Here is a 26,517-nt window from a genome sequence, read left to right as displayed (position 1 = left end):
TTGCCCGGCGTCAGGAGATAAACATGAATCCGCTTTATCAAAAACACATCATTTCCATAAACGACCTCAGCCGCGAAGAGCTGGAACTGGTTCTGGAAACCGCGGCAAAACTGAAGGCCAATCCGCAACCGGAGCTGTTGAAGCACAAGGTGATTGCGAGCTGCTTCTTCGAAGCCTCGACCCGCACGCGCCTCTCCTTTGAAACCTCCATGCACCGCCTGGGCGCGAGCGTGGTGGGCTTCTCAGACAGCAGCAACACGTCGCTGGGTAAAAAAGGCGAGACCCTGGCGGATACCATTTCGGTTATCAGCACCTACGTCGACGCGATTGTGATGCGCCACCCGCAGGAGGGCGCGGCGCGTCTGGCGACCGAGTTTTCCGGCGGCATTCCGGTGCTGAACGCCGGTGACGGTGCCAACCAGCACCCGACGCAGACCCTGCTGGATCTGTTCACCATTCAGGAGACGCAGGGCACGCTTGAGAACCTGAACATCGCCATGGTCGGCGACCTGAAGTATGGCCGCACCGTCCATTCCCTGACCCAGGCGCTGGCGAAATTTAACGGCAACCGCTTCTTCTTCATCGCGCCGGACGCGCTGGCGATGCCGCAGTACATTCTCGATATGCTGGACGAAAAAGGCATCGCGTGGAGCCTGCATGCCAGCATCGAAGAGGTGATGGGCAACGTGGATATTCTCTACATGACCCGCGTGCAGAAAGAGCGTCTTGACCCATCCGAGTACGCCAACGTGAAGGCGCAGTTCGTACTGCGCGCCAGCGACCTCGAGGGCGCGCGCGACAACATGAAGGTGCTGCACCCGCTGCCGCGCATCGATGAGATCACCACAGACGTGGATAAAACGCCGCACGCCTGGTACTTCCAACAGGCCGGGAACGGCATCTTCGCCCGCCAGGCGTTACTGGCACTGGTTCTGAATCGCGAATTAGCTCTGTAAGGGGAGACGACCATGACACACGATAACAAACTCCAGGTTGAAGCCATCAAGCGTGGCACCGTGATTGACCACATCCCTGCGCAGGTGGGCTTTAAGCTGCTGACGCTGTTCAAACTGACCGAAACCGACCAGCGCATCACCATCGGCCTGAACCTGCCGTCCGGCGAGATGGGCCGCAAAGACCTGATCAAGATCGAGAACACTTTCCTGACCGACGAGCAGGTTAACCAGCTGTCGCTGTACGCGCCGGACGCCACGGTTAACCGCATCGACGATTACGACGTGGTGGGCAAATCCCGCCCAAGCCTGCCGGATCGCATCGAAAGCGTGCTGGTCTGCCCGAACAGCAACTGCATCAGTCATGCTGAGCCGGTTTCCTCCAGTTTCGCAGTGAAAAAGCGCGCCAATGACATCGCACTCAAATGCAAATACTGCGAAAAAGAGTTTTCTCATTATGTGGTGCTGGCCAACTAATTGAGGTTGGTAATGAAATCCCGGCTGTTATAATGGCCGGGAACATTCTTAACGCTGTAATTCTGGAGAAAAAATGAGCAAAGTACTCGCGACGGAAAATGCACCAGCGGCTATCGGCCCATACGTTCAGGGCGTTGATCTGGGCAGCATGATCATCACTTCTGGCCAGATCCCGGTGAACCCAAAAACCGGTGAAGTACCCGCCGACGTAGCGGCGCAGGCGCGTCAGTCGCTGGAAAACGTGCAGGCGATCGTCGAATCTGCCGGTCTGAAAGTGGGCGATATCGTCAAAACCACCGTGTTCGTGAAAGATCTTAATGATTTTGCGACCGTTAACGCCACTTACGAAGCGTTCTTCACCGAGCACAACGCCACCTTCCCGGCGCGCTCCTGTGTGGAAGTGGCGCGTCTGCCAAAAGACGTGAAAATTGAAATTGAAGCGATTGCCGTACGTCGCTAATTTATTTCAAGAAAGAGAAGGCAGCTCTGGCTGCCTTTTTTTATTTCGACCATTTTTACTCTCTCCGGGAAATGACGCATCCGCCACTCCATTAATAGACTGACGCTGCCTTGCTCTATTCTAATTAATGGATGATGAATGAAACTCTCTAAAATTGCGCTGGCGGTAACCACATTAACGGTTGCGTCTTCCGCACTTGCACACGGATATATAGAATCCCCTGCCAGCCGCGCTTATATGTGTAAGCTCGGCCAGAATATTGACTGTGGCTCTGTACAATATGAACCGCAGAGCGTAGAAAAGACCTCCGGCTTCCCGACGGGTGCGATGCCGCCTGACGGCCAGCTTGCCAGCGCCGGTATTGCCAGCTACTCCCAGCTTGATAAGCAGAGCCTGAACGCCTGGACCAAAAATCCCATGACGGCAGGCCCGCATGAATTTGTCTGGCACCATACCGCGCCGCATAAAACCACCAACTGGCGTTATTACATTACCAAACAAAACTGGGACCCCAATAAACCGCTGACCCGTGACCAGTTCGAATTAACGCCGTTCTGTACTATTAACGGAAATGGTCAGGCACCGGCGATGACAAAATCCATGACCTGTAATGTCCCGGAACGTACGGGCTACCAGGTTATTTATGGCGTGTGGGAAATTGCGGATACCGCAAACAGTTTCTATCAGGCCATTGACGTTGATTTCGGTAACGGCGGCAACGTCACGCCGGACGACACCCCAGCGGTGATATCCCAGTGGAGTAAAACCCTGAGCGGACAGATTGCCGGGAATAACCTGAACACGGGCGATAGAGTGATTGCACGCTTCTTCGACGCCAACGGGGAAGTTGCCGCCCTGCGTACCGAGCTGACCATCGGCTCCGTTGCCCAGGGGGATACGAACCAGTGGTCCTACGATCTGACGCAGAAGATCAACGCCGCGTACAGCGATGTGCGTGTCGGGGTGAAGGATGAAGCGGGCGAAATTAGCCCGGTTCACGGCGCGAACAGCGTCTTCGTCAAAGACGGCAGCGCCCTTCAGTCCGTTGCGATTTCGTACGAAGAGCAGAAGGCGGAAGTGAATGAAACCATCGCTGTATCTAACCTGCACTACAGCAAAATCGAGAATGGCAAGGCATCCGTCACCTTCCACGTGAACACCAAAGGCGACGTGAACGTTGAAGCGCACGTGATGAACCACAGCGGTGCGGAAAAGGGCTATCTGAAGCAGGAGATGAATAACGCCAGCCAGGACGTGACCATGACCCTGACTGACGTCACGGCGGGTCACCATATGCTGAAATACTACGCCACCAACAAAGACGGCACCCTGTTCGCGCAGGACGTGCTGGATCTGATGCTGGAAAGCGACGCGGCGGACAGCAACGGCCCGCATGACTTTATCTTCCCGGATAACGTCGCGTCCTACAAAGCGGGCACCGTAGTGCTACAGCCGAAAGACGGTAAGACCTACGAATGCAGGCCTGTCCCGTTCAGCGGCTACTGCGTGCAGTACAGCCCAACCGCAAACCAGTTTGAACCAGGCGTGGGCGCGCACTGGAGAGAGGCATGGGTGTTGAAGGACTGAGTGATCTGATTCCCTCACCCTAACCCTCTCCCAAAGGGAGAGGGAATTTATACACCCTCTCCCAAAGGGAGAGGGCTGGGGTGAGGGTTCTTTACTACTGATTCCGCGTCGCGCGCAGCAGCGTTTCCAGCGGGTACACCGCCGCAATCACCACCTCGTCCTGAACCTTCGCCGCGTTATCCAGTTCGCTCTGGATCGACGCAATCTCTTTATCATCCAGCGTGCCCTGGCGCGCCACCAGATCCGTCAGCCGCAGGCCAATCGACGAAAGCTTGTCGACTTCCTGAATCACCGGCTTGATCGCCTTCAGCTGATAGCTGTTTTCGCTTAGCGCCAGCGCGTCGCTGGTGTTGTTCTGCCAGCGGTTAAAGACGTGGCGCAGCGCGTCGGCGCTTTCCGTGTCTTCCGCGTCGCTCACCAGACGGTCCGCCCATTTATTCATCTGACGCACGGTCGCACTTTCCGCGTTTAGCGCATCAGCGAGCCGATTGAGCGGCTCAAACTGATGATAGTTTCCAGCCTGGAACTTAAGATGCTGGCGGGTGTAATACTGCGCCGGTTCAAGCGCCTGGGCGAGAATTTGCAGCGGCAGGGTATCCGCATTGTTGGCGAGGCGCGTGAACTGCACCTGCTGCTGGGTATGCTGCTGTAGTCCAGCCGACACCGTCGACCAGCTGTCCATCGCCTGGAGCCGGGTATACATGTTGTCGATGTCGTTGACGTCCTTCGCCGACCATAGCCGCTCCGCCACCGCAAAGGCGCGCGGCCACAGACGGATATCCAGCACCGGCGCGACCACGTTTTCCGCCCACAGCGCGGCTTCACCGCCGAGCAGATTGGCCTCGTTCGCCGGGTCCGGCACCACCGGCGGTATGCCTTTTGGGACCGCGTCCAGACGCGTGCCGCTAATCGGGTAGCGGGCGTTACCCACCAGGAAATAGCCGCTGAGCTTATCGTTCTCAACAGAAACGACCGGACGCGTTTCACCCATCCAGGTATCAACGGTAAACGTTACCTGATTGTCGTCCCGCCACTGAATGTTATCCACCGCCCGACGCGATTTCCCGGCAAAATCAATAAATCCGCGCCAGCCAGCATCGCCTTTCACCAGCGTAAAGCTGCCTTCCACCGGCTTGCCTTTCAGACGCGGCATGGAGAAAGCCCAGCTCTGGACGCTGTCGGTGTCCGCTATCACATCCACGCCGTTCAGCCCCTGCGGCACAATTTCATTGCGGTAGTGGTAGGCGGTGGATTGCGGCTGATCGAGGTAGAAACCGGTTGAGAGAATGCCCTTATAGCCGTTCTGCGCCACCTGCCCCAGCGCGTCCTGTCCCTGCCAGGACTGGATCAGAATGCTTTTCGGCAGATCGGGATGGTAGATCTCATCCCAGCCAACCATCTGCCGGTGGTGCTTCTCAAGGATCGTCTCCAGCTTGCGGTTGAAATACGCCTGCAACGCGTGGCTGTCCGCCAGTTTGTTGTCGCGCAAGAATCTCTGGATCGCAGCGTTCGCTTTCCACTGGCTGTCGTCAACCTCATCGCCGCCAATATGCAGATATGGATCCGGGAAGATCGCCGCCAGTTCGCTGACCATCGCGTCGGCAAAGGTATAAGTTGCCTCTTTGGTGGGATCCAGCACTGGCTTCAGCACGCCCCAGTGGCGCTCCATGGCGTATGGCCCCGGCGCGCTCATCAGCTCCGGGTAGGCGACGGCAATCGCCGACGCGTGGCCCGGCATATCAATTTCCGGCACCACGCGTATGCCGCGTTCGGCAGCGTAACGCACAATCTCGCGCATCTGCTCAGGGGTGTAGAACAGCCCGTCGCTGGCAAGCTGGGTCAGCTTAGGGTAGCGCTTTGAGCTGAAGCGCCAGCCCTGATCGTCGGTCAAATGCCAGTGCAGCACGTTGAGCTTCGCCGCGGCCATGCCGTCGATCTGGCGTTTAATATCCGGAATCGGGAGGAAGTGGCGCGCCGAATCGAGCAGCAGCCCGCGCCACGGGAAGCGCGGCGAATCTTCAATGGTCACCCACGGGATCGAGGTGTTTTCGGCGCCGTTCTGCATCAGCTGAAGCAAGGTTTCCATGGCGCGCAGCGCGCCGAAGCGGGTATTGGCGGAGATATTTACGCCGTTGGCGTCCACCGTGAGTTTATAGCTCTCATCGCTGTCCGGCAGCGGCTGCGGCTTCACCTTTTTGGCGATGGCGATGCGGATGGTCGGCTTGTCAGGTTTTTCGGCCTGCGGCTGTAGCGTCCAGCCGGTTTGAAGGGCGATGCGCTGGCGCAGGCGGTTGACCGCATCCCCCAGATCGTCGCCACTTACGCTCACGGTGAGTTGATTGTTAAGCTCCAGCGCGCCCTGAGTGGTCGGGCGTTCAACCTTCGCAGGCCAGGGCATTAAGGGAAGGTCGCCTGCCGGTGCGGCAAAGGCGGAGGCGCCGAGCATAAGCCCGGCGGTTAAGAGACTGTACCGTAACATGAATGTTCCTTATCTGACGGGCCAAATACAGGCAAAACATTCTGTTAACATGCGCTCAAATTGTCGTCAAGCGAATGCGCCGACGGAGATCACAGGTTGTTGAATTTGGGAGGAAAGCCAGCTGCCGGGTGGCGGCTTCGCCTTACCCGGCCTACGTTCGGATCGTAGGCCCGGTAAGCGCAGCGCCACCGGGCTTGCCGTTACTGCCACCCATACCGACGGCTATAGAACCCCTTCACCATCTGCGTCAGCACCATGTAACCCGCGAGGATCGCCACCAGCCATGGGAAGTAGCTCAGCGGTAGCGCCTGAAGTTGCAGGTAGCTTGCCAGCGGCGAGAACGGCAGCGCGATCCCGAGCGCCATCACAATGCCCGTCATCACAATCAGCGGCCACGCGGCACGGCTCTGAATGAACGGAATGCGGCGGGTGCGGATCATGTGCACAATCAGCGTCTGGGACAGCAGCCCCACCACGAACCAGCCGGACTGGAACAGCGTCTGGTGTTCCGGGGTGTTGGCGTGGAACACAAACCACATCAGGCAGAAAGTCAGAATGTCGAAGATAGAGCTGATCGGCCCAAAGAACAGCATAAAGCGCCCCAGATCGGCGGGGTTCCAGCGCTGCGGCTTCTGGATCTGCTCGTCGTCCACGTTATCAAACGGGATGGCGACCTGAGAGACATCGTACATCAGGTTCTGGATCAGCAGATGCAGCGGCAGCATCGGCAGAAACGGCAGAAACGCGCTCGCCACCAGCACGCTGAAGACGTTGCCGAAGTTCGAGCTGGCGGTCATTTTGATGTATTTGAGCATATTGGCGAAGGTGCGACGCCCTTCGATGACGCCCTCCTCCAGCACCATCAGGCTCTTTTCCAGCAGAATGATATCCGCTGCTTCGCGGGCAATATCCACCGCGCCGTCTACGGAGATACCGATATCCGCCGCACGCAGGGCTGGCGCATCGTTGATGCCGTCGCCCATAAAGCCCACTACATGCCCTTCGCGACGCAGCAGAGTGACGATGCGTTCTTTATGCATCGGCGTCAGGCGGGCAAACAGCGTGGTGCGTTGGGCAAGGTCGGCCAGCTCATCGTCAGACAGGAGCTCAATGTCGCTCCCCACGACGACGTCGCCCGCGTCCAGGCCGACTTCGTGGCACACTTTGGCCGCCACCAGCTCGCTGTCGCCGGTGAGAATTTTGACGGTGATACCGCTCGCTTTCAGCGCTTTCAGCGCAGGTGCGGTGGTCTCTTTCGGCGGATCGAGGAATGCGATGTAACCCTCGAGGATCAAATCAGATTCATCGATACGCTGGTAGTCCCCTTCCCGCGCGGGCAGGAACTTGCTGGCTACCGCCACCACGCGCAGCCCCTGGCGGTTCAGGTTATCGGTGACGCGTTTGATGCGGCGCAGCATGGTCTCATCCAGCGGCACGATCTCGCCGTTATGGCGCACCTGCGTGGAAACATTCAGGATCTCCTGCAATGCCCCTTTGCAGATCAGCTGATGCACGTCCGGCTGCTCGCTGACCACCACCGACATGCGGCGGCGCTCGAAGTCGAACGGAATTTCGTCCACCTTCTGCCAGCGCCCGGAGAGCATGCGGGCAGACTCTTCATCCACACCTTCCAGCACCGCCACGTCGAGCAGGTTTTTCAGCCCGGTCTGGTAGTGGCTGTTCAGCCACGCGCTGTACAGCACCCGTTCGCTGGTCTTTCCGGCGATATCGGTGTGGTTCTCCAGCACGATTTTGTCCTGGGTGAGGGTGCCGGTTTTATCGGTGCAAAGAATGTCCATCGCGCCAAAGTTCTGGATGGCGTCGAGGTGTTTAACAATCACCTTTTGTTTAGAGAGTTTGACCGCCCCGCGCGCCAGCGTGGAGGTGACAATCATCGGCAGCATTTCCGGCGTTAAGCCCACAGCCACGGAGAGCGCGAACAGCGCCGCTTCCCACCAGTCGCCTTTGGTGTAGCCGTTGATCAGCAGGACAATCGGCGTCATGACCATCATAAAGCGGATCAGCAGCATGCTGACGCGGCCAATGCCTTTCTGGAACGCATTTGGCTCGCTCTCCTGCTCGCTGACGCGTCCGGCAAGCTGTCCAAACCAGGTATTGCCGCCGGTGGCGGTGACAATCGCCTGCGCGGTGCCACTAACCACCGTGGTGCCCATAAAGCACAGGGTGTCGCACTCCAGCGGGTTCATCTGCTGCGGATCGCGGGTCCGCGCCACCTTCTCTACGGGCAGGGATTCACCGGTGAGTGACGCCTGCGCGACAAACAGATCCCGCGCCTGGATGATACGTAAATCCGCCGGGATCATGTCCCCCGCCGCCAGCTTCACCAGATCGCCCGGCACCAGCTGGTCAATGGGAAGCTCAATCCAGGCGTTTTCGCCGAGGTCGTTAATCACGCGCGACACGGTGGCGGTGTTGCTGACCATCGCTTTCAGCGCATCCGCCGCTTTGGTGGAGCGCGCTTCCTGAATAAAGTTCAGCAGCGTGGAGATCCCTACCATCAGGGCAATCACGCCTGCGGCAAACAGATCTTCAGTGGCGTAAGAGATAATCCCGAGCACCGTCAGCAGCAGGTTGAACGGATTGCGGTAGCAGAGCCACAGGTGGACCCACCAGGGAGAGGGTTTCTGCGCCGGGATCTGGTTATCGCCATGTTCCGCGCGGATTTTTGATACTTCTTGCGCGTTCAGCCCTTCCGGGTGGCCGCCAAAGGCGCGCCAGACTTCGTTTTCATCCATCGCCGCCACGTTCAGGCAGCGCTCGGTCAGGGAAGCGGGGATTGCCGCTCCCGCCATGGTGTTGGCATTTGGCAGCGGATCGCGCGCAATCAGGCGATGTGGCAGGTGACGGCTCAGCAGCGCTTGCAGCTGCCGGGTGATATTTTTCAGCATAGTCATTCCCCCGCATCCGCAAAGGCGGACGCAGTCTTTCCCGCAGGCGTGGCAAAGCCGTACCTGTCAGGCACTTAATTTATCAAGCAGGAACGTATGAACGTTGCTGCCTCACGCCGGTGAGACAGCAAAAAGCTGGCTTACCGGTAAGAAGGTTTTCTCCGGGTCAGGAGAGGTGTGGGATCGGGATCCATGTGGCCTCCGGTAAGTAAAAAGTTGGGTATCGGCGCGCAGTATAGAGATTTATCCATACCGTTTGTGACTAATCGGGCGGTATTATAACGCCCTGCAAATAAACCGAACGTAAACCAGACTTTGCCCATAGCGAATTCGCAGGATAGCATTAGGCTCAATTGATTATTTTATCGTTGTTACAGGGAATACAGCATGCAGAACCGCCTTACGATTAAAGACATCGCGCGTTTAAGCGGCGTGGGGAAATCGACTGTCTCACGCGTGCTGAACAACGAAAGCGGTGTCAGCGAGCGCACACGCGAGCGCGTCGAGGCGGTGATGAATCAGCACGGTTTTTCCCCTTCCCGCTCCGCGCGCGCCATGCGCGGGCAGAGCGATAAAGTGGTCGCCATTATCGTCTCGCGTCTGGATTCCCTCTCCGAAAACCTCGCCGTACAGACGATGCTGCCCGCGTTCTACGAGCAGGGCTACGATCCGATCATGATGGAGAGCAAGTTCTCCGCGCAAATGGTGGAGGAGCATCTCGGTATGCTTCAGCGCCGTAATATTGATGGGGTGGTGCTGTTCGGATTTACCGGCCTAAAAGAGGACTTGCTTAAACCCTGGCAGCCGTCACTGGTGCTGCTGGCGCGCGACGCAAGCGGGTTTGCCTCTGTCTGTTACGATGACGAAGGGGCGATCGTGATCCTGATGCAGCGCCTGTATGAACAGGGCCATCGGCATATTAGCTATCTCGGCGTGCCGCATGCCGACATCACCACCGGCAAGCGTCGCCATGAAGCGTACCTGGCGTTTTGTAAAAAACACAATCTCCCCGCCGTGGCCGCGCTGCCTGGTCTGGGTATGAAACAGGGATATGAACAGGTCGCCAGCGTGCTGACGCCACAAACCACCGCCCTGGTATGCGCCACGGATACCCTTGCATTGGGTGCGAGCAAATATTTGCAGGAGCAGCGCATCGGGGAGCTGCAATTAGCGAGCGTGGGAAGCACGCCGCTGATGAAGTTCTTACACCCGGAGATTATCAGCGTTGATCCGGGTTACGCCGAATCTGGCCGGCAGGCTGCCGCGCAGCTGATAGAGCAGATCAACGGGCGCGCTGAGCCGCGTCAGATCGTTATTCCTGCCCGTCTCTCATAGTCCTTTCGCTTTCATGCGCAACAGCGATCGTTCCATGAATCACGGTACAGGATATTGCCTTCGGTATACTTCCAGGTAATTGCCTCATAGCGCAGCTCCAGCGTTTCCAGGTGGGTACTGGTCATACTGCCGGGGGAGAGATACGGCGCTACCGTTGTGAACTTGACGTTTTCCAGAATAATATTGAAATACTCAGCCTCAATCCCAGACTCAAGAATACGGTACATTTTAATTGTCGCCTTCTTCATGGTTCGCCCTTCGCAAACTGCCCGGTAAAGAAGCGGCGTTGTCTGATCAAATTCTTTGACTATTGTTATAGGCCGATGTACGCGTGTACCAGTGAGTTTTCCCCAGCTTGGGTCAACCGGAATAGTTACGCCATGGGAAAAGGATTTTAATTCAATAGATCCAAGACGCAGTGGCATTGCACAACAACCGACAATCGGCGAGCCATTCTCATCTTCAAGCCATAAATGTGCGGGAGCAGACATAGAAATACCTTATTAGTGGTTATCTGTATTGAAATGTTTGGCCTTTTACCATTTCACATAGCAGCCAAAAACAATCATGACCACAATGAAGAAAAGCCCAATTGGCCAGACAGGACTGCCGGGGAAGAAATGGGCCTGTATCAGGGCAAACAGGATTGTTAACGCGGCCGGGCCGTAGACCGAAAATATAATTCGCCCCTGCCAACGTAAAAAACGTTTGATGTAATTCATCATTGTTATCTGATCAACCTGGTGATGATATCCGCAATGTCGTCATCAGATGCCCATTGCGCACGTGTCGCGTCCGTCCTGCGAAACGCAGGCTCAATGAGAAAATAAAGCATTTCAAGCCCTTGAGCATAAAGTGCCGAGTACCAGGCGGGAAATTCAACGTACAGACGATGCGCGCTATCGGCGGCTTGCTGTACTACCCCATACAGCCCAATAAAAGCAATACCTCGGGAAGCCCATCTTCCGGTAATGGCGCTTAATTCGAGGCTGATATTTAATCCAAGGCGAACGCAGGCGGCAACGGCTAATGTAAACCCGGCACCGGTAAGGCTAACCGCAGCGATGTGGACATTTACAGCCATTAGCCGCTGTTTAATATACTCTAACTGTTTAGGATTTTTGTATTTGAAAACTTCCTCAAAATACAGTCTAAGCATTTCATAGACTACATCCACACCGCTTACTAATTTATAAACGGCATCTCTGAAGCGTAGGTCTTCGCTCTTCTGTCTCAGGCAAACATCATTGTATTCATCAGTGAAACATGAGGCGTAATACAACAGCCGAGTGGCGCCTTTCCCTATCATATTCACCTGTGTTTTGACGTTCTGGCCGACCGCAGTAACAGCATGGTCGAGTTTAAGCGCAAGTATTTTATTGGCCTGTAAATAACTGACGATCTCGTTGTTCCCGTACATTATTGCTCTACGTTTATTTCAGTATATGAAGACAAGCTTATGCCTGAAACCGACTGTAAAGTTCCGGCCAGATCATGTTTAAGATCTTCCCTGTATTTTTAAGATATTGACCTGATATTTTTTAAACACTCTTGAGAAGAAATTCATAAAAACTGCGAGTGAAATGCAATCCAGTGTGCCCTCACACAGCGGATTATTGTGATCTTCGCCCGATTTCGGGAACGTTCCCATTTTCGCCGTCACGTTGAAGGAGTAGGCTTGCGCACAGGTCATAACCCCTATCACCATCTGTCATGAGGTTTCATGATGAGTAAAGTCAAACAAACAGATATCGATCAGCTGATCGTCCTGGTCGGCGGACGCGACAACATCGCCACCGTCAGCCATTGCATTACCCGCCTGCGCTTCGTGCTGAACGATCCGGCCAAAGCCAACCCGAAGGCCATTGAAGAGCTTTCCATGGTTAAAGGCTGCTTCACCAATGCCGGGCAGTTCCAGGTGGTGATTGGTACCGAAGTGGGCGATTACTATCAGGCTCTGCTGGCGACTACCGGGCACTCTTCCGCAGATAAAGAGCAGGCGAAGAAGGCCGCGCGTCAGAATATGAAATGGCATGAGCAGCTGATTTCCCATTTTGCGGAGATCTTCTTCCCGCTGCTGCCAGCGCTGATCAGCGGGGGCTTAATTCTGGGCTTCCGTAACGTCATCGGCGATGTGCCAATGAGCGACGGCAAAACCCTGGCGCAGATGTACCCGGCGCTGCAAAGTATCTATGACTTCCTGTGGCTGATTGGCGAAGCGATCTTCTTCTATCTGCCGGTCGGAATCTGCTGGTCCGCGGTGCGCAAGATGGGCGGAACGCCAATTCTCGGTATCGTGCTCGGCGTGACGCTGGTCTCTCCGCAGTTAATGAACGCTTACTTACTTGGTCAGCAAACGCCAGAGGTGTGGAACTTCGGCCTGTTTACCATCGCCAAAGTGGGCTATCAGGCGCAGGTGATCCCGGCATTGCTGGCGGGTCTGGCGCTGGGCTTTATTGAGACGCGCCTGAAGCGCATCGTGCCGGATTACCTGTATCTGGTGGTGGTCCCGGTCTGCTCGCTGATCCTGGCGGTGTTCCTGGCGCACGCCTTTATCGGTCCGTTTGGCCGCATGATTGGCGACGGCGTGGCCTTCGCGGTCCGTCACCTGATGACCGGCAGCTTCGCGCCAATCGGTGCCGCGCTGTTTGGCTTCCTCTACGCTCCGCTGGTGATCACCGGCGTGCACCAGACCACGCTGGCGATCGATATGCAAATGATCCAGAGCCTCGGCGGTACGCCTGTCTGGCCGATCATCGCCCTGTCTAACATTGCGCAGGCCTCGGCGGTAACCGGCATCATCATCGTCAGCCGTAAGCACAACGAGCGTGAGATCTCCGTTCCGGCTGCCATCTCCGCTTACCTCGGCGTCACTGAACCGGCGATGTACGGTATCAACCTGAAATACCGCTTCCCGATGCTCTGCGCGATGATCGGCTCCGGTCTGGCGGGCTTGCTGTGCGGCCTGAACGGCGTGATGGCAAACGGGATTGGCGTCGGCGGCCTGCCGGGCATCCTCTCCATCCAGCCCGCTTACTGGCAGGTGTTTGCCCTGGCAATGGCCATCGCCATCATCGTCCCAATGGCGCTGACCACCGTGGTTTACCAGCGTAAGTTCCGTCAGGGCTCGCTGCAGATTGTTTAACTTCATCTTTCGGGGCGCAGTTGCGCCCCTTCGCATTTGCAGGAACGCACTATGAATACCCTTCCTCACTGGTGGCAGAACGGCGTCATCTATCAGATTTACCCAAAGAGTTTCCAGGATACCACCGGCAGCGGCACGGGCGATCTACGCGGCGTAACGCAGCGCCTGGACTACCTGAAAACCCTCGGCATTGACGCTATCTGGCTGACGCCGTTTTATATCTCGCCGCAGGTGGATAACGGTTACGACGTGGCGAACTACACTGCCATTGACCCGACCTACGGCACGCTGGACGACTTTGACGAACTGGTTGCCCGGGCGCATGAACACGGTATCCGCATCGTGCTGGATATGGTCTTTAACCACACGTCCACGCAGCACGCCTGGTTCCGCGAGTCGCTGGATAAAGCGAGTCCGTACCGCCAGTTCTATATCTGGCGGGACGGTACGCCGGATACGCTTCCCAACAACTGGCGCTCCAAATTTGGCGGCAACGCCTGGCGCTGGCACGCCGAAAGCGAACAGTATTATCTGCACCTGTTCGCACCGGAGCAGGCGGATCTCAACTGGGAAAACCCGGCGGTGCGCGCCGAGCTGAAAAAAGTGTGCGAGTTCTGGGCCGATCGCGGCGTGGACGGCTTGCGTCTGGACGTGATTAACCTGATTTCAAAAGATCAGGATTTCCCGGACGATACCCTCGGCGACGGTCGCCGCTTCTACACTGACGGGCCGCGCATCCACGAATATCTTCAGGAGATGAGCCGGGACGTCTTTACCCCGCGTAACCTGATGACGGTGGGCGAGATGTCCTCCACCTCGCTGGAGAACTGCCAGCAGTACGCGTCTCTTGATGGCCGCGAGCTGTCGATGACCTTTAACTTCCACCACCTCAAGGTGGACTACCCCGGCGGCGAAAAATGGACGAAGGCAAAGCCGGACTTCGTGGCGCTGAAAACCCTTTTCCGCCACTGGCAGCAGGGGATGCACAACAAAGCCTGGAACGCGCTGTTCTGGTGTAACCATGACCAGCCGCGCATCGTGTCGCGCTTTGGTGACGAAGGGGAACACCGCGTGGCGGCAGCGAAAATGCTCGGCATGGTGCTGCACGGGATGCAGGGCACGCCGTATATCTACCAGGGTGAAGAGCTGGGTATGACCAACCCGCATTTCAGCCGTATCACCGACTACCGCGACGTGGAAAGTCTGAACATGTTCGCCGAACAGCGGGCTAACGGACGCGATACCGATGAACTACTGGCGATTCTGGCGAGTAAGTCACGCGATAATGGCCGCACGCCGATGCAGTGGGACGCCTCGCATAATGCGGGCTTTACCGAGGCCGAGCCGTGGATTGGCGTTTGCGACAACTACGAAACCGTGAATGTCCGCGCGGCGCTGGACGACCCCGATTCGGTGTTCTACACCTACCAGTCGCTGATTCGCCTGCGCAAAACCCTGCCGGTACTGACGTGGGGGGATTATGAGGATCTCCTGCCTGACCACCCTTCCCTGTGGTGCTATCGCCGCCAGTGGCAGGGGCAAACGCTGATGGTGGTGGCGAACCTGAGCCATTTGCCTCAGGAATGGCAAGCGGACGCTCTCAGCGGTGAGTCGCAGGTGGTGATAAGCAACTACCCCGCCCCTCAAACCTCAATGCTTCGTCCGTTTGAAGCCGTGTGGTGGCTAAAGCAGTAATTCCTCCGCCGGGCACGATGCCGTGTCCGGCTTACTTTGCTGTTTTTGTTGAATAATTAATCAGATTTTTCCTTCGCGTCTTTACAATTGCCCCAGCGCCCGCCGTTTGTACTCTCGTCTTTTTACTTTGTCCTGCATCAAAAAAATCGCAAACATGTTTGATGCAAATCACTATATGTAGCACTTAAAATGCACGCCGACCCAATATCTTGTATTTATCATCTACTATTCCAACAACAAGACGGCGCTTACGCTGGCCGGAATTGTGGATAACACGGGCTGGGCACGCGGGAAGTCTTTGCCGCGGCGAGGAATACGCCCGGTGAATACTTCTCCACCTCTGTGGATAACCTGTTTTTAAAATGGAGTGATCATGACACCGCATGTGATGAAACGTGATGGCTGTAAAGTGCCGTTTAAATCAGAGCGCATCAAAGAAGCCATTCTGCGTGCAGCTAAAGCAGCGGGAGTCGATGACGCAGATTACTGCGCCACCGTCGCAGAAGTCGTTAGCAGCCAGATGCATGAACGCAGCCAGGTGGATATCAGCGAGATCCAGACCGCGGTTGAAAACCAGCTGATGTCTGGTCCGTACAAGCAGCTGGCGCGCGCCTACATTGAGTATCGTCACGACCGTGACGTCCAGCGTGAGAAACGGGGTCGCCTTAACCAGGAGATCCGCGGCCTGGTAGAGCAAACCAACTCGTCGCTGCTCAATGAAAATGCCAATAAAGACAGCAAAGTGATCCCGACCCAGCGCGACCTGCTGGCCGGTATCGTCGCCAAGCACTATGCCCGTCAGCATCTGCTGCCGCGCGATGTAGTCTCGGCGCACGAGCGCGGTGAGATCCACTATCACGATCTCGACTACTCGCCGTTCTTCCCGATGTTTAACTGCATGCTGATCGACCTGAAAGGCATGCTGACCCACGGTTTTAAAATGGGTAACGCCGAGATTGAGCCGCCGAAATCCATCTCCACCGCGACGGCGGTCACGGCGCAGATCATCGCCCAGGTGGCGAGCCACATCTATGGCGGCACCACCATTAACCGCATTGATGAAGTGCTGGCCCCGTTCGTGACCGAGAGCTTCAACAAACACCGTAAAACGGCGGAAGAGTGGCAGATCCCGAATGCTGACGGTTACGCCCGTTCCCGCACCGAGAAAGAGTGCTACGACGCCTTCCAGTCGCTGGAATATGAGGTAAACACGCTGCACACCGCCAACGGCCAGACGCCGTTTGTGACCTTCGGGTTTGGCCTCGGCACCAGCTGGGAATCACGCCTGATCCAGCAGTCTATTCTGCGCAACCGTATCTCCGGCCTCGGTAAAAACCGTAAAACGGCGGTGTTCCCGAAACTGGTGTTCGCCATTCGCGACGGCCTGAACCACAAGTTTGACGATCCGAACTACGACATCAAACAGCTGGCGCTGGAGTGCGCGAGCAAGCGTATGTACCCGGATATCCTCAACTACGACCAGGTGGTAAAAGTCACGGGTTCGTTTAAAACGCCAATGGGCTGCCGCAGCTTCCTCGGCGTGTACGAAGATGAGAACGGCGAGCAGATCCACGACGGGCGCAACAACCTGGGCGTCATCAGCCTGAACCTGCCGCGCATCGCGCTGGAAGCCAAAGGGAATGAAGCGGCCTTCTGGACGCTGCTGGATGAACGTTTACAGCTGGCACGTAAGGCGCTGATGACCCGCATCGCCCGTCTTGAAGGGGTGAAAGCCCGCGTCGCGCCAATTCTCTATATGGAAGGGGCCTGCGGCGTGCGCCTGAAAGCGGACGATGATGTGTCGGAGATCTTCAAAAACGGTCGCGCGTCGATCTCTCTTGGCTATATCGGCATTCACGAAACGATTAACGCGCTGTTTGGCGACAAGCATATCTATGACAACGACGCCCTGCGTGAGAAGGGTATCGCGATTGTGCAGCGCCTGCGCGATGCGGTAGACCAGTGGAAAGAGGAAACTGGTTACGGTTTCAGCCTGTACAGCACGCCGAGTGAAAACCTCTGCGATCGCTTCTGCCGCCTGGACACCGCCGAATTCGGCATCGTGGAAGGCGTGACCGACAAAGGTTACTACACCAACAGCTTCCACCTCGATGTGGAGAAGAAGGTGAACCCGTACGACAAGATCGACTTCGAAGCGGCTTATCCGCCCATCGCGAACGGCGGTTTTATCTGCTATGGCGAGTACCCGAACATTCAGCACAACCTGAAGGCGCTGGAAGACGTGTGGGATTACAGCTATCAGCACGTGCCGTACTACGGAACCAACACGCCAATTGACGAGTGCTACGAGTGCGGCTTTACCGGTGAGTTCGAGTGCACCAGCAAAGGCTTCACCTGTCCGAAATGCGGTAACCACGATGCAGCCCGCGTCTCCGTGACCCGCCGCGTGTGCGGCTACCTCGGCAGCCCGGATGCCCGTCCGTTTAACGCCGGTAAGCAGGAAGAGGTGAAGCGCAGGGTGAAACATCTGGGGAATGGGCAGATCGGGTAAGTTCTGCGCTGGGTGTCCCCCTCACCCTACCCCTCTCCCTCAAGGGAGAGGGAACCGATCGAGCACATTGTTATTCCGGCCACCGGTGTTCTCCCTCTCCCTGTGGGAGAGGGCCGGGGTGAGGGCATCAGGTTAACGCTATGAATTATCACCAGTACTACCCCGTCGACATCGTCAACGGCCCCGGCACCCGCTGTACCCTGTTTGTATCAGGCTGCGTTCACGAGTGCCCCGGCTGCTACAACAAAAGCACCTGGCGCCTGAACTCGGGTATGCCGTTTACCGCTGAGATGGAAGACCGCATCATCAACGACCTGAACGACACGCGCATCAAACGCCAGGGGATCTCGCTCTCCGGCGGCGACCCGCTCCATCCGCAAAACGTGCCGGAGATCCTGAAGCTGGTAAAACGCATCCACCACGAGTGCGCGGGAAAAGACATCTGGGTCTGGACGGGCTATAAGCTGGATGAACTGAATGCGCAGCAGATGGAAGTGGTGGATCTAATTAACGTCCTGGTCGACGGCAAGTTCATGCAGGATCTAAAAGATCCTATGCTTATCTGGCGCGGCAGCAGCAACCAGGTTGTGCATCATCTGCGTTGAATGAAGGCGGATATCCTCTGTCCGCCTGAACGTCAAAACCGACTCAAACTCTCCATCGCCACAGCCTTAAACGCCGCAAAATTCTCGCACTGGCACAGGCGCGCCATCGCGCGTTCACGCAGGAAAGTGACAAAGATGTCGTAAATCGCCATTGCCTCTTCGTACTCGCTTTTGCTGATGGCGAGCAGGAAGATGACATGGGCGGTTTCATCTCCCCACTGAATGCCCTGCGGCGCCAGCACGGTGTAGACCACCGTTTTTTGCGCCAGCAGGCCGAGGGAGTGCGGCAGCGCAATGCCGTCGCCGAGCATGGTGCTGACGATGGCTTCACGCTCGATAACCGAATCCAGAAACTCCGCACCGACAAAGCCCTCTGCTTCAAGCTGTTCACACAGCTCGCGGAACAGCGTTTGCTGGTCGACAGGCTTGTCGATAATGCGGAAATGGGCCGCGTCGAAGTATTTTTCCAGCATCCACGGCCGGGTGCGGTCCACCAGCACCAGCTTGCCGATCTGCTCTAACTGATAATCGGTCGGGAACGGGGCGATCATCACCACCGGTTTGGATTTTTCGCTCACGCGGGCGGTGGAGATCACAAAGTCTTCGCCAATGGCATCGGCAAGCTCGTACTCGCGAAGGGTGAGCGTGCGCGTCACCTCAATCTGCGGGTATTTACGCTGAAGTACCGCCTCGATCATGCGCACCATCGCGTTACCTGCGTCGCATACCAGCAGCACCCGCGGCTGGCGCTGGTAGCCGATGTTGTAGTGGCGCTCCAGCCCGACGCCGATATGCAGCACCAGAAAACCAATTTCGTTTTCGCTGATCACATACGGGGTGTATTTTCCCCAGCTCGACACCGCCGCGAGGGTCATATCCCACGCCATCGGGTAGTGCTGCTTGATGTTATCCAGCAACGGATTGGGGATCATGATTTGATACCGCACGCGGGTAATCATGGTTTTGATGTGCGTGAGCAGATCTGCATGCAGTTGCTCGTCGCTCAACAGGTTGTAGTTATAGTGGGTGTTGATGTAGCGCAGAATGTAGTTGACCAGGGCTTCGTCGTCGTCAGCATTAATGGCGCTCGGGGCGATCTCCTGGATCTGCCGCGCCGCAATGTGCACGCACAGCCAGCTCTCTTCTGACGGCGACAGCGCTTTGCCCGCCAGCTCCTGGATAGCCACCGCGATATCTTTCGCCGCCTCATGCACGTTCTCTTCCACGTCTTCCGCGTGGAATTCCGGCAGCGGATACCCTTCGCTGATGCGCCGCACCGACACCGCGCAGTACAGGCGCAGGAACAGCTCGCCTTCGTCGGTCAGGCGAATGTGATGGCGCGTCAGCGCATCGTGCAGCACCGGCACCATCTTTTCCGCCACGCCCGCGTTCAGCGCCACGTCGGTCACCAGCGGGTTCAGACTGTCCTGCTGCGCCAGCTCCCACAGGAGGTCGGTCAGGCAGGCGCGGATCGCCATCTCGCTGCCAAACAGCTTCATGCCGTGGCGAGGGCGGGTTTCCAGCGTCAGGTTGTAACGGTGAAACCACTCGCGCACTTCCACCATGTCGCTCTGCAACGTGGCCCGGCTGACGAACCACTCATCGGCCAGATCCTCCAGCTTGATGGAAAAGGCTGACGTCAGAAAACGCACCACCAGATAGTGCACGCGCTCAGGTCCGGTTCGCGGAATACGCAGCGCGCGCGGGTGGGACGCCTGCAATTGCTGATAGCGCGCCACATCATTAATTTTGAGCTGATAGCCGTTGCCCCGGCTCAAAATGAACTGCGCGCCGTGGCTGGCCAGCAGCGCGTTCAGGGCGGTGATATCCGCCCGGACGGTTCGCGTGGAAACCGACAGCCGCTGCGCCAGCTCGTCCTGCGGCAGCGTCTCGTTTTGCAACAGATCGAAAAGTTGCGCTAAACGTTGGTTCGGAAATCGCACGTCGTTGTCCTCTTACGGCTTAAGGTGAAATGACCATCTGAGATGGGCTGCCGACCGGGGTATAGTCTGGCTCGGCGCTCAGCTTGCCGTCCGGTGCCACGCGGAAACGGGTAATGTTGTCGCTGCGCTGGTTCATGACGTACAGCCAGCGACCCTGCTTATCGAGCGTCAGGGTGCGCGGATAGTCGCCGCGCGTCCAGACATCATCCTGATGCGTCAGCGTACCCTCTGCCGTTACGGTAAAGTGCCCGATGCTGTTATGCAAACGGTTAGCGACATACAGCTGTTTCCCGTCGGCACTTAGCGCCAGCCCGGCAGCAAAACTGGTGCCTTTATAACCGTCCGGCAGGGCTGAAACCGTTTTACCCTCTTTCAGCCTGCCATTACTGTCCAGCGCATAATGGGTGAGCGTAGACGCCTCTTCGTTAATCAGCCACAGGGCATCACCTTTCGGCGTAAAGACGAAGTGGCGCGGCCCGGCCCCTTTTGAGGAGGCGCTGATAAACGGCGGATCGTTCGGAGTCAGCTTCCCGGTTTGATCGTCAAAACGGTACTGATAGATGCGATCCAGCCCCAGATCGGTGGAAAAAACGTATTTCCCGCTCGGATCGGCGGCGATCATGTGCGCATGCGGGCCGTTATGATCGCTGATGGCGAAACTGCCCTCGACGGCAGCTTCCGGCTTCGCCGCGCCCGGTTCGCCTTTGTCCTGATGGGTGTCCGTAGCATCGCTCAGGCTGCCGTCTGCGTTAACGGGCAGCACCGCGACAGTTCCGCTGATGTAGTTTGCCACCAGCAGATGTTTACCGTTCGGCGTCAGGGAAAGATATACCGGCCCCGCGCCGCCGGAGGCCACCTGATTCAGCTCGCTCAGCGTGCCGTTATCGCCGATGCGCAGCGCCTGCACCACGCCCTGCTCCACTTCGCTTGCCAGATAGAGCGTTTTGCCGTCGTGTGAGACGGTTAACTGCGCGGCGTTCGGCAGCTTGCTCACCAGCGTTTTATCGTTCAGCGCACCGGTTTGCGGGTCGACGGTAAAGCGGTACAGCCCTTCGCCGTTGGGGTTGTAGGTGCCCACCCAGGCGTACTGGTTTTGAGCAATAGCAGAGGTAGCAAGTAAAGAGAGTGAAGCAACAAGCAGGGTACGGGTGTGCATGGTGGCTCCTTCGGGTGTGTGCGGTTTGTTTCCCCTCACCCTAACCCTCTCCCCAAAGGGAAGAGGGGACGATTACACCCTCTCCCCTTTGGGGAGAGGGCTGGGGTGAGGGGCAGGTTCTACTTAACCAGCTTCTTCGTCATCGCCAGCAGCGTACGCACATCTTCCGGACGCGTATCACCGCTGGCTTTATCGATAATCGAGCTGTAGATATGCGGGATGATTTTGCTCACGCCCGCATCCAGGGCGATCTGCAAGATCGCCTCGAAGTTCTCCAGATCGATTCCCCCGGTCGGCTCCAGCCAGAAGTCGTGACGGGCGCAGGCTTCCGCCACCGCCTGGTATTCGTCACGGCATTTCAGGCCGCCCATCGGAAAGTACTTGATGGAGCTCCCGCCGAAATCTTTCAGCAGGGCGATGGCGGTTTCAACCGGCACAATGCCATCCGGCGCGTTACTGCTCAGCGGGCCGGTGGAGATTTTCACCATCCCGACGGTACCGGTCGGAGAGACCAGACCGTTGACCACGGAGTCATTTTGCCCCAGCAGCGCGCGGCTGGTGGCCACGCCGGTAAAGACCTGGTTAACGTGCTGCGGCTGCACCTGGCGGGATATTTCACTCACCATCGCCGACTGGTTCGGATCGCCCGCGCCCAGGCCAACGGAGAGCGCGTTATCAATCAGCTTCGCGTATTCACGCATATCCGCGACCGCGCTCGCCACGTCCGGGTAATTTTTGGAGAGCACGCCCACCAGCACGTGGCCTTCCGCCGCCTCATAGATGGCGCTGGCGTTGGCCTTTGAGCCTGCCAGCACGTTCAGACAGACGCGGTCACGGTAAAAGTTGGGGGTCAGTTTCATGCGTTTTTCTCCTGTCCTAATACTTCACTAATGCGGCGGTACACAATGTTCAGCTGGTCAGCGTTTACGCTGCGCACGTCCGCCTCAATAATCCCTTCGTTGGCCTTGTAGCCACGGAAATAGATGGCGTATTCGCCCTGCTTGAGCGCATTCACCAGGTCACCCGTGCCGACGCCGGTGGTGGCTTCGTCGAACTTAATTTCGGTGCGGGCGATGTCGCGTCCGGCGCTGTCCCAGACCACGCGCGCGGTCACACCGTTAAGGGTGTTGAGCGCCTCGATAAACGGCGTCATTTTCGCCACCATCTCGGCGCCGCTCTCCTTGGTGGCCGTCAGGTAGTGTTCGATGGCGCAGGTCAGGCCAAGAATGCCCTCTTTGCCCACCTTCATCGCGCGGCCAATGCCCGCCGTCTGGCGCTTCACCCACTCAACGTACTGGGTTTTGCCAATCACCAGGCCGCTGGTTGGGCCTTCGATCGCCTTCGCGCCGCTGTAGATCACCAGATCGGCGCCGGATCGGTAATAGGTATGCAGATCTTCTTCCGCCGCGGCATCAACGATTAGCGGCAAGTCGTGTTTACGCGCGACAACCGCCGCCTGCTCGACGCTGAGCATGCTTTTCTGCACGCAGTGGTGCGATTTAATGTAGAGGATAGCCGCCGTGCGCGGGGTGATCGCCGCCGCCAGCTGATCGGCGGAACATTCGTTGGCGTAGCCCGCTTCCACCAGCTTGCCGCCGCCAAGCGCCACCATGGTGCCCACCGGCGCGCCAAAATTCACGTTGTGGCCTTTCGGCAGGACGATCTCGTTATTTTCAATCGGTGTGACGTGCAGGTTTTCCAGCAGCCAGTCGCTGTCTTTCACCAGCACAGCCGCCACGGACTGGGCAATGCCCGCCGACGCGCAGGAGACCACCGTCGCCCCTTCCACCTCCAGCAGCTTCGCGATGTATTCCCCGGTTTTATTGACCAGATCCTTCATCTCGAAATAGTGATTCATGCCGTTCATCGCCGCCTGCACCACTTCCGGGCGCGGCGTGGAGACGCCCAGCGCCGTCATGCGGCCAGAGGTGTTGATAACCTGCTTTAAGTTGTACTTCTCATAAATCGAAGGCATGTTCCGTGCTCCCTTGTTCGGTCATGTAGCCCTTGCCCGCGCGGATCGCGGCAAGCGGCACCAGAATGTGTTCAGCCTGTAGGCTGTCGTTTTCGGCATCCGTCAGCACCGTCGGCTGGCGCTTGAGGGTAAACAGCGTCAGATCGGCGTCGAGGCCAGGCTGAATGCGGCCTTTGCGCGTCAGGCGCAGGCCGTCGGCGGCGTTGGCGGTGACGCAGTCAATCACCTGCGGCAATGACATGCCGATGGCGAGGAATTTCGACATCACGCTTGCCAGCGAGCCGACCGGACCGTTGATGCGGTTGCGGCAGTAAATATCCGAGCTGATGGTGTGCGGCAGAATGCCCATCGCAATAGCGCGCTTCGCCACTTCAAAGCTGAAGCTCGCCGTACCGTGGCCAACGTCCAGACGCACGCCGCGCTTCAGGGCGGAGGTAATGGAGGCACGCAGCTCGCCGGAGGGCGTCAGGATGCGGTTTGGCTTGCCGTTGTAGCAGTGGGTAATGATGTCGCCGGAGCTCAGCAGCTCGGCGATTTCGTCGAGGTTCGGCGGGTTGTTGCCAATGTGCACCATCAGCGGCAGGTCGCCGTTCTCTTTCTGGATCGCTTTCGCGCGCGCCAGCGGGGTGATGCCGTTTTCACCGACCACGCTGCTGCTCATGCGCGCCTTCAGGCCGACGATAAAATCAGGATGGCGTTTCACCGCCTCTTTCACCGCGTCGGCGTCAATATTGGCCATATTGGCCAGCTCGTTCTGGGCGATCAGCCCCACGCGGGAGATGTTCAGCAGGGCAAACACCTCGGTGGAGGCTTTGCGGGTGATGGCGTAGAAATCGTCCACGTCGTCGGCCCCGGTGCTGCCCGCGTCCACCACGGTGGTGACGCCGGTGGCAATGCCCACGCTGTCCGGCTCGTCGTGGTAAATCGGGGAGTTCGGGTAGCAGTGGACGTGGGAGTCAATCCAGCCCGCGCTGACGAACACATCACCGTTAAGCTCAACCGTTTTACGGGCGGGAGCGTCAATTTCGCCCGTCGCGGCGATCTTCCCGTCCTGAATGGCGATATCGGTCAGGGTATCGTCGGCGAGGCGCGCACGGCGCAGGAGTAGATCAAACATGGGGTTCTCCTGATAAGGCGGGCACCGAAGCGCCCGCGGGTATTAAAGGGCGACCGGGAACAGCCAGCCCAAAATCATTGCGCCGAGGATGGCGCCACCGGTTATCGGCTTCTGCCAGATGTAGAACAGCAACGCGCCTACCAGGGAACCGACGCCGATTGGAATGGAAGCGGTCATGGCGCTGAGGATAATCAACGGCCCGAGGAAGCGGCCGGAGGCGTTACCCGCGCCCATCATCACGTCTGCGCCGTAGGTGGAGTTGCTCTGGTTGATGGTGAACTTACGCGCCAGGATGATGACGTAGCCAATCGCCAGACCAATCACCAGGCCGGTAATCAGCGAGGCAATGAAGTTGGTCACCGGGAACATGATCCCCGCGCCCAGCAGCAGCGCCGGTACGCCGAGGCCCACGCCGGTCTGGATCGCCCCGCCGATATCAAGAATACCTACCAGCGACCCTTCGATAATTCGGGCGAACAGGAAGCTCGCGCCAAATGCCGCCACCGCGCCGTAAACGCCGGTATCAATGCCCGCTTTCAGCATCGCCACGAAGGCCACTTCGTTAAACGCGCCGATGCCGTAGAGGTAGTACATGTGCGTCCCGGCAAACACGCCGGAGGAGAGCAGGCCAACGAAGATCGGGAACGACCAGTCGGCATACCAAAAACCTTTATTCTGTTCCATGTCGAGGCTCCTGTTATTTACCGCTGAGCGAGTTGTGGATCATGTCGAGCCAGTTCGGCACGGTCAGATGGAAGGATTCGATCATCTTCATGTCGAAGCCGCGGAAGAAGCCGCTCAGCACGAAGAGCAGAACGATCGCCGCCATCATCACTTTGGTGACGTGGTTCCAGCCGCTCTCCTCCACGCCTTTACCGATCAGAATACCCAGTACCAGACCCGGTACGGCGTTACCCATGATCAGCTGTGCCGCGCCGCCAAAGATGGTGGCCCAGAAGCCCGATTTTTTACCCGCGTCGATGGCCGCCAGCCAGAAGATCACCGGCATCACGGTGTTGACCAGCAGGTTAGCCGCCGGTACAAGCACCTTCACGGCGGTGACCTGAAGCGCTGCGGGCACGGAGGAGGCGGTCAGGTTAAGGAAGGTCACGACAATCATGCCGATGATGCCGCAGGCAATCGCCATTTTGCGCGGGTCATGCAGCGTTTCACCGACGTTACGGTTTTTGATCATCAGTGCAGCAGCACCCCAGTTCGGGATGATGCGGTGGTCAACGTCCTGTGTGAAGGCACCTGCGGCCACGGAAGAGGCCCAGGCGTTAAAGAAGAAACCTAACCCAAAGGAGAAGTGGGACGCCGGATCCCCTTCGCAGGAGTTCAGTTCCCCCAACGTACGAAACGCGCCCATACCCTGAGTGGTAGGCGCATGAAACATGCGTGCAGCCCCGGCCCCGACACCGACGCCTACCAGGCCGCCGATGATGAGCGATTTTATTAATATAATTAAGAACATCAGTCTGCCCTTTTATGAATAATCAGCGTTGCGTGACGAAATCCACCTGGTCGAGATTGATGGCTGTCACGTTGACGGTCACATCCAGCTCCACGCTGTAGGTGCGTCTTTCCCGGCGCAGAAAGAAGAACAGAAACGCTTCTTTTCGCACCGCTTCTTGCGCCTGAACGACCTGCACATCCTGTGGCTCAATACGCAGTAAGATATGCGGTGAGGCTTTCATCACCGCGGCCTGAACGTGGTTGAGCGCGTCGGCAAAGGCGCGCGCTTTGGCGTCGCCCTTCCCCTTCACTCTCACCGTGGTTGTGAACTGTTCTTTCATGCTTACGCGCCGTATTTCTTCTGCCACGCCTGTACCAGACGCTCGCCCAGCTCTTCTTTATCCATAAAGCCAAAGCCCAGCACGTTGCAGCCTTCGTTGATGGCGGTCACACCCTCATCCACGGAGCGCATTCCGTATTTGGCCTTGTAGCCATATTTGGTCTGAGCGGTGATGGCGCCCGCGCCGCCGCTGCCGCAGAAGGAGATGCCGAAGGTGGCGTTTTCCGCTTTCATCACGTCACCGAGCTTCATATCCGCTGCCATGCCCGGTACGACAACCGCGCGTCCGCCGGCTTTTTCCACACCCGCAGCCACTTTCTGACCTTTACCCAGGCGATCGCCAATCACGACTGTAATCTGTTCCATGTGTTGCT

22 protein-coding genes are annotated in these 26,517 nt (G+C 57.6%); 9 read left to right on the top strand and 13 right to left on the bottom strand.

All coding sequences use genetic code 11. The features are described 5' to 3' along the window. The first annotated feature begins 23 nt into the window (after positions 1-23). The 4 genes from pyrB (at position 24) to gbpA (ending at position 3,477) form a co-directional block, all read left to right on the top strand. Positions 24-956 carry an aspartate carbamoyltransferase gene (gene pyrB, locus SK47_RS02265; protein ID WP_003863368.1) on the top strand — a complete coding sequence of 311 codons (933 nt, stop codon included), beginning with the start codon at positions 24-26 and terminating at the stop codon, positions 954-956. A 12-nt stretch (positions 957-968) separates the two neighbouring features. Further along, positions 969-1,430: an aspartate carbamoyltransferase regulatory subunit gene (pyrI, locus tag SK47_RS02260; protein ID WP_003863370.1), complete on the top strand. Its 462-nt coding sequence runs from the start codon at positions 969-971 to the stop codon at positions 1,428-1,430. 73 nt (positions 1,431-1,503) lie between these two features. Further along, positions 1,504-1,890 carry a 2-iminobutanoate/2-iminopropanoate deaminase gene (ridA, locus tag SK47_RS02255; RefSeq protein WP_003863373.1) on the top strand — a complete coding sequence of 129 codons (387 nt, stop codon included), beginning with the start codon at positions 1,504-1,506 and terminating at the stop codon, positions 1,888-1,890. A 138-nt stretch (positions 1,891-2,028) separates the two neighbouring features. Continuing rightward, positions 2,029-3,477 carry an N-acetylglucosamine-binding protein GbpA gene (gene gbpA, locus SK47_RS02250; protein ID WP_048243431.1) on the top strand — a complete coding sequence of 483 codons (1,449 nt, stop codon included), beginning with the start codon at positions 2,029-2,031 and terminating at the stop codon, positions 3,475-3,477. Between the two features lie 94 nt (positions 3,478-3,571). On the opposite strand, the gene SK47_RS02245 is transcribed toward gbpA, so the two are convergent. Together SK47_RS02245 and mgtA are read right to left on the bottom strand one after the other, a co-directional pair. Further along, positions 3,572-5,956 (bottom strand): beta-N-acetylhexosaminidase, encoded by a 2,385-nt coding sequence (locus SK47_RS02245; protein WP_048243429.1) that lies wholly within the window; start codon positions 5,954-5,956, stop codon positions 3,572-3,574. 200 nt (positions 5,957-6,156) lie between these two features. Next, positions 6,157-8,865 carry a magnesium-translocating P-type ATPase gene (gene mgtA, locus SK47_RS02240; protein WP_023315292.1) on the bottom strand — a complete coding sequence of 903 codons (2,709 nt, stop codon included), beginning with the start codon at positions 8,863-8,865 and terminating at the stop codon, positions 6,157-6,159. A 387-nt stretch (positions 8,866-9,252) separates the two neighbouring features. Here mgtA and treR point away from each other — a divergent pair, with 387 nt between their 5' ends. Continuing rightward, positions 9,253-10,200 (top strand): trehalose operon repressor TreR, encoded by a 948-nt coding sequence (treR, locus tag SK47_RS02235; protein ID WP_048243427.1) that lies wholly within the window; start codon positions 9,253-9,255, stop codon positions 10,198-10,200. An 11-nt stretch (positions 10,201-10,211) separates the two neighbouring features. Here treR and SK47_RS02230 read toward each other — a convergent pair whose 3' ends face one another. Further along, the gene (locus SK47_RS02230; protein ID WP_003863398.1) at positions 10,212-10,691 is read right to left on the bottom strand and encodes an Hcp family type VI secretion system effector; all 480 of its coding nucleotides are present in this window, start codon (positions 10,689-10,691) and stop codon (positions 10,212-10,214) included. Between the two features lie 236 nt (positions 10,692-10,927). Then, complete coding sequence (locus tag SK47_RS02220) at positions 10,928-11,620, bottom strand: hypothetical protein (RefSeq protein WP_048243420.1); 693 nt, start codon at positions 11,618-11,620, stop codon at positions 10,928-10,930. A 306-nt stretch (positions 11,621-11,926) separates the two neighbouring features. Between SK47_RS02220 and treB the strand changes: the two genes are divergently transcribed. The 4 genes from treB to nrdG all read left to right on the top strand — a co-directional run bounded on the left by treB (position 11,927) and on the right by nrdG (position 18,157). Then, complete coding sequence (gene treB, locus SK47_RS02210; protein ID WP_048241487.1) at positions 11,927-13,345, top strand: PTS trehalose transporter subunit IIBC; 1,419 nt, start codon at positions 11,927-11,929, stop codon at positions 13,343-13,345. A gap of 51 nt (positions 13,346-13,396) precedes the next feature. Next, positions 13,397-15,040 carry an alpha,alpha-phosphotrehalase gene (treC, locus tag SK47_RS02205; RefSeq protein ID WP_003863404.1) on the top strand — a complete coding sequence of 548 codons (1,644 nt, stop codon included), beginning with the start codon at positions 13,397-13,399 and terminating at the stop codon, positions 15,038-15,040. Between the two features lie 373 nt (positions 15,041-15,413). Continuing rightward, complete coding sequence (gene nrdD, locus SK47_RS02200; RefSeq protein WP_048243417.1) at positions 15,414-17,552, top strand: anaerobic ribonucleoside-triphosphate reductase; 2,139 nt, start codon at positions 15,414-15,416, stop codon at positions 17,550-17,552. A gap of 140 nt (positions 17,553-17,692) precedes the next feature. Continuing rightward, positions 17,693-18,157 carry an anaerobic ribonucleoside-triphosphate reductase-activating protein gene (gene nrdG / locus SK47_RS02195; RefSeq protein WP_003856093.1) on the top strand — a complete coding sequence of 155 codons (465 nt, stop codon included), beginning with the start codon at positions 17,693-17,695 and terminating at the stop codon, positions 18,155-18,157. A 32-nt stretch (positions 18,158-18,189) separates the two neighbouring features. Here the strand turns inward: nrdG and SK47_RS02190 are convergent, their stop codons facing one another. From SK47_RS02190 to SK47_RS02150, 9 genes are all read right to left on the bottom strand, one after another. Beyond that, entirely contained in the window at positions 18,190-20,100 is a 1,911-nt protein-coding gene (locus SK47_RS02190; protein ID WP_032608374.1) for a BglG family transcription antiterminator, read from the bottom strand. Between the two features lie 19 nt (positions 20,101-20,119). Continuing rightward, the gene (locus tag SK47_RS02185; RefSeq protein ID WP_023324063.1) at positions 20,120-21,256 is read right to left on the bottom strand and encodes a lactonase family protein; all 1,137 of its coding nucleotides are present in this window, start codon (positions 21,254-21,256) and stop codon (positions 20,120-20,122) included. 119 nt (positions 21,257-21,375) lie between these two features. Then, positions 21,376-22,116: a 2-dehydro-3-deoxy-phosphogluconate aldolase gene (locus tag SK47_RS02180; RefSeq protein WP_023315284.1), complete on the bottom strand. Its 741-nt coding sequence runs from the start codon at positions 22,114-22,116 to the stop codon at positions 21,376-21,378. Then, on the bottom strand, positions 22,113-23,231 hold the full coding sequence (locus SK47_RS02175) for a DgaE family pyridoxal phosphate-dependent ammonia lyase (RefSeq protein ID WP_048243411.1): 1,119 nt from the start codon (positions 23,229-23,231) through the stop codon (positions 22,113-22,115). Before SK47_RS02175 ends, SK47_RS02180 begins: the two co-directional genes overlap by 4 nt. Continuing rightward, positions 23,215-24,348 carry an amidohydrolase/deacetylase family metallohydrolase gene (locus SK47_RS02170; RefSeq protein ID WP_023315282.1) on the bottom strand — a complete coding sequence of 378 codons (1,134 nt, stop codon included), beginning with the start codon at positions 24,346-24,348 and terminating at the stop codon, positions 23,215-23,217. The genes SK47_RS02175 and SK47_RS02170 overlap by 17 nt, the downstream gene beginning before the upstream one ends. Before the next feature lie 42 nt (positions 24,349-24,390). Continuing rightward, on the bottom strand, positions 24,391-25,032 hold the full coding sequence (locus SK47_RS02165) for a DUF4310 family protein (protein ID WP_003856081.1): 642 nt from the start codon (positions 25,030-25,032) through the stop codon (positions 24,391-24,393). A 13-nt stretch (positions 25,033-25,045) separates the two neighbouring features. Next, positions 25,046-25,822 (bottom strand): DUF4311 domain-containing protein, encoded by a 777-nt coding sequence (locus tag SK47_RS02160; protein ID WP_006810337.1) that lies wholly within the window; start codon positions 25,820-25,822, stop codon positions 25,046-25,048. 22 nt (positions 25,823-25,844) lie between these two features. Beyond that, positions 25,845-26,144: a DUF4312 family protein gene (locus SK47_RS02155; protein WP_006810338.1), complete on the bottom strand. Its 300-nt coding sequence runs from the start codon at positions 26,142-26,144 to the stop codon at positions 25,845-25,847. A 2-nt stretch (positions 26,145-26,146) separates the two neighbouring features. Then, the gene (locus SK47_RS02150; RefSeq protein WP_006810339.1) at positions 26,147-26,509 is read right to left on the bottom strand and encodes an SFCGS family glycine-rich protein; all 363 of its coding nucleotides are present in this window, start codon (positions 26,507-26,509) and stop codon (positions 26,147-26,149) included. Positions 26,510-26,517: the final 8 nt, after the last annotated feature.

The organism is Enterobacter sp. BWH52, assembly GCF_001037565.1.
In the GTDB taxonomy this organism is placed as follows: domain Bacteria; phylum Pseudomonadota; class Gammaproteobacteria; order Enterobacterales; family Enterobacteriaceae; genus Enterobacter; species Enterobacter hormaechei_C.
The sequence above is the reverse complement of the archived record's forward strand: the minus strand, read 5'-3'. Positions and strand labels throughout refer to the sequence as shown.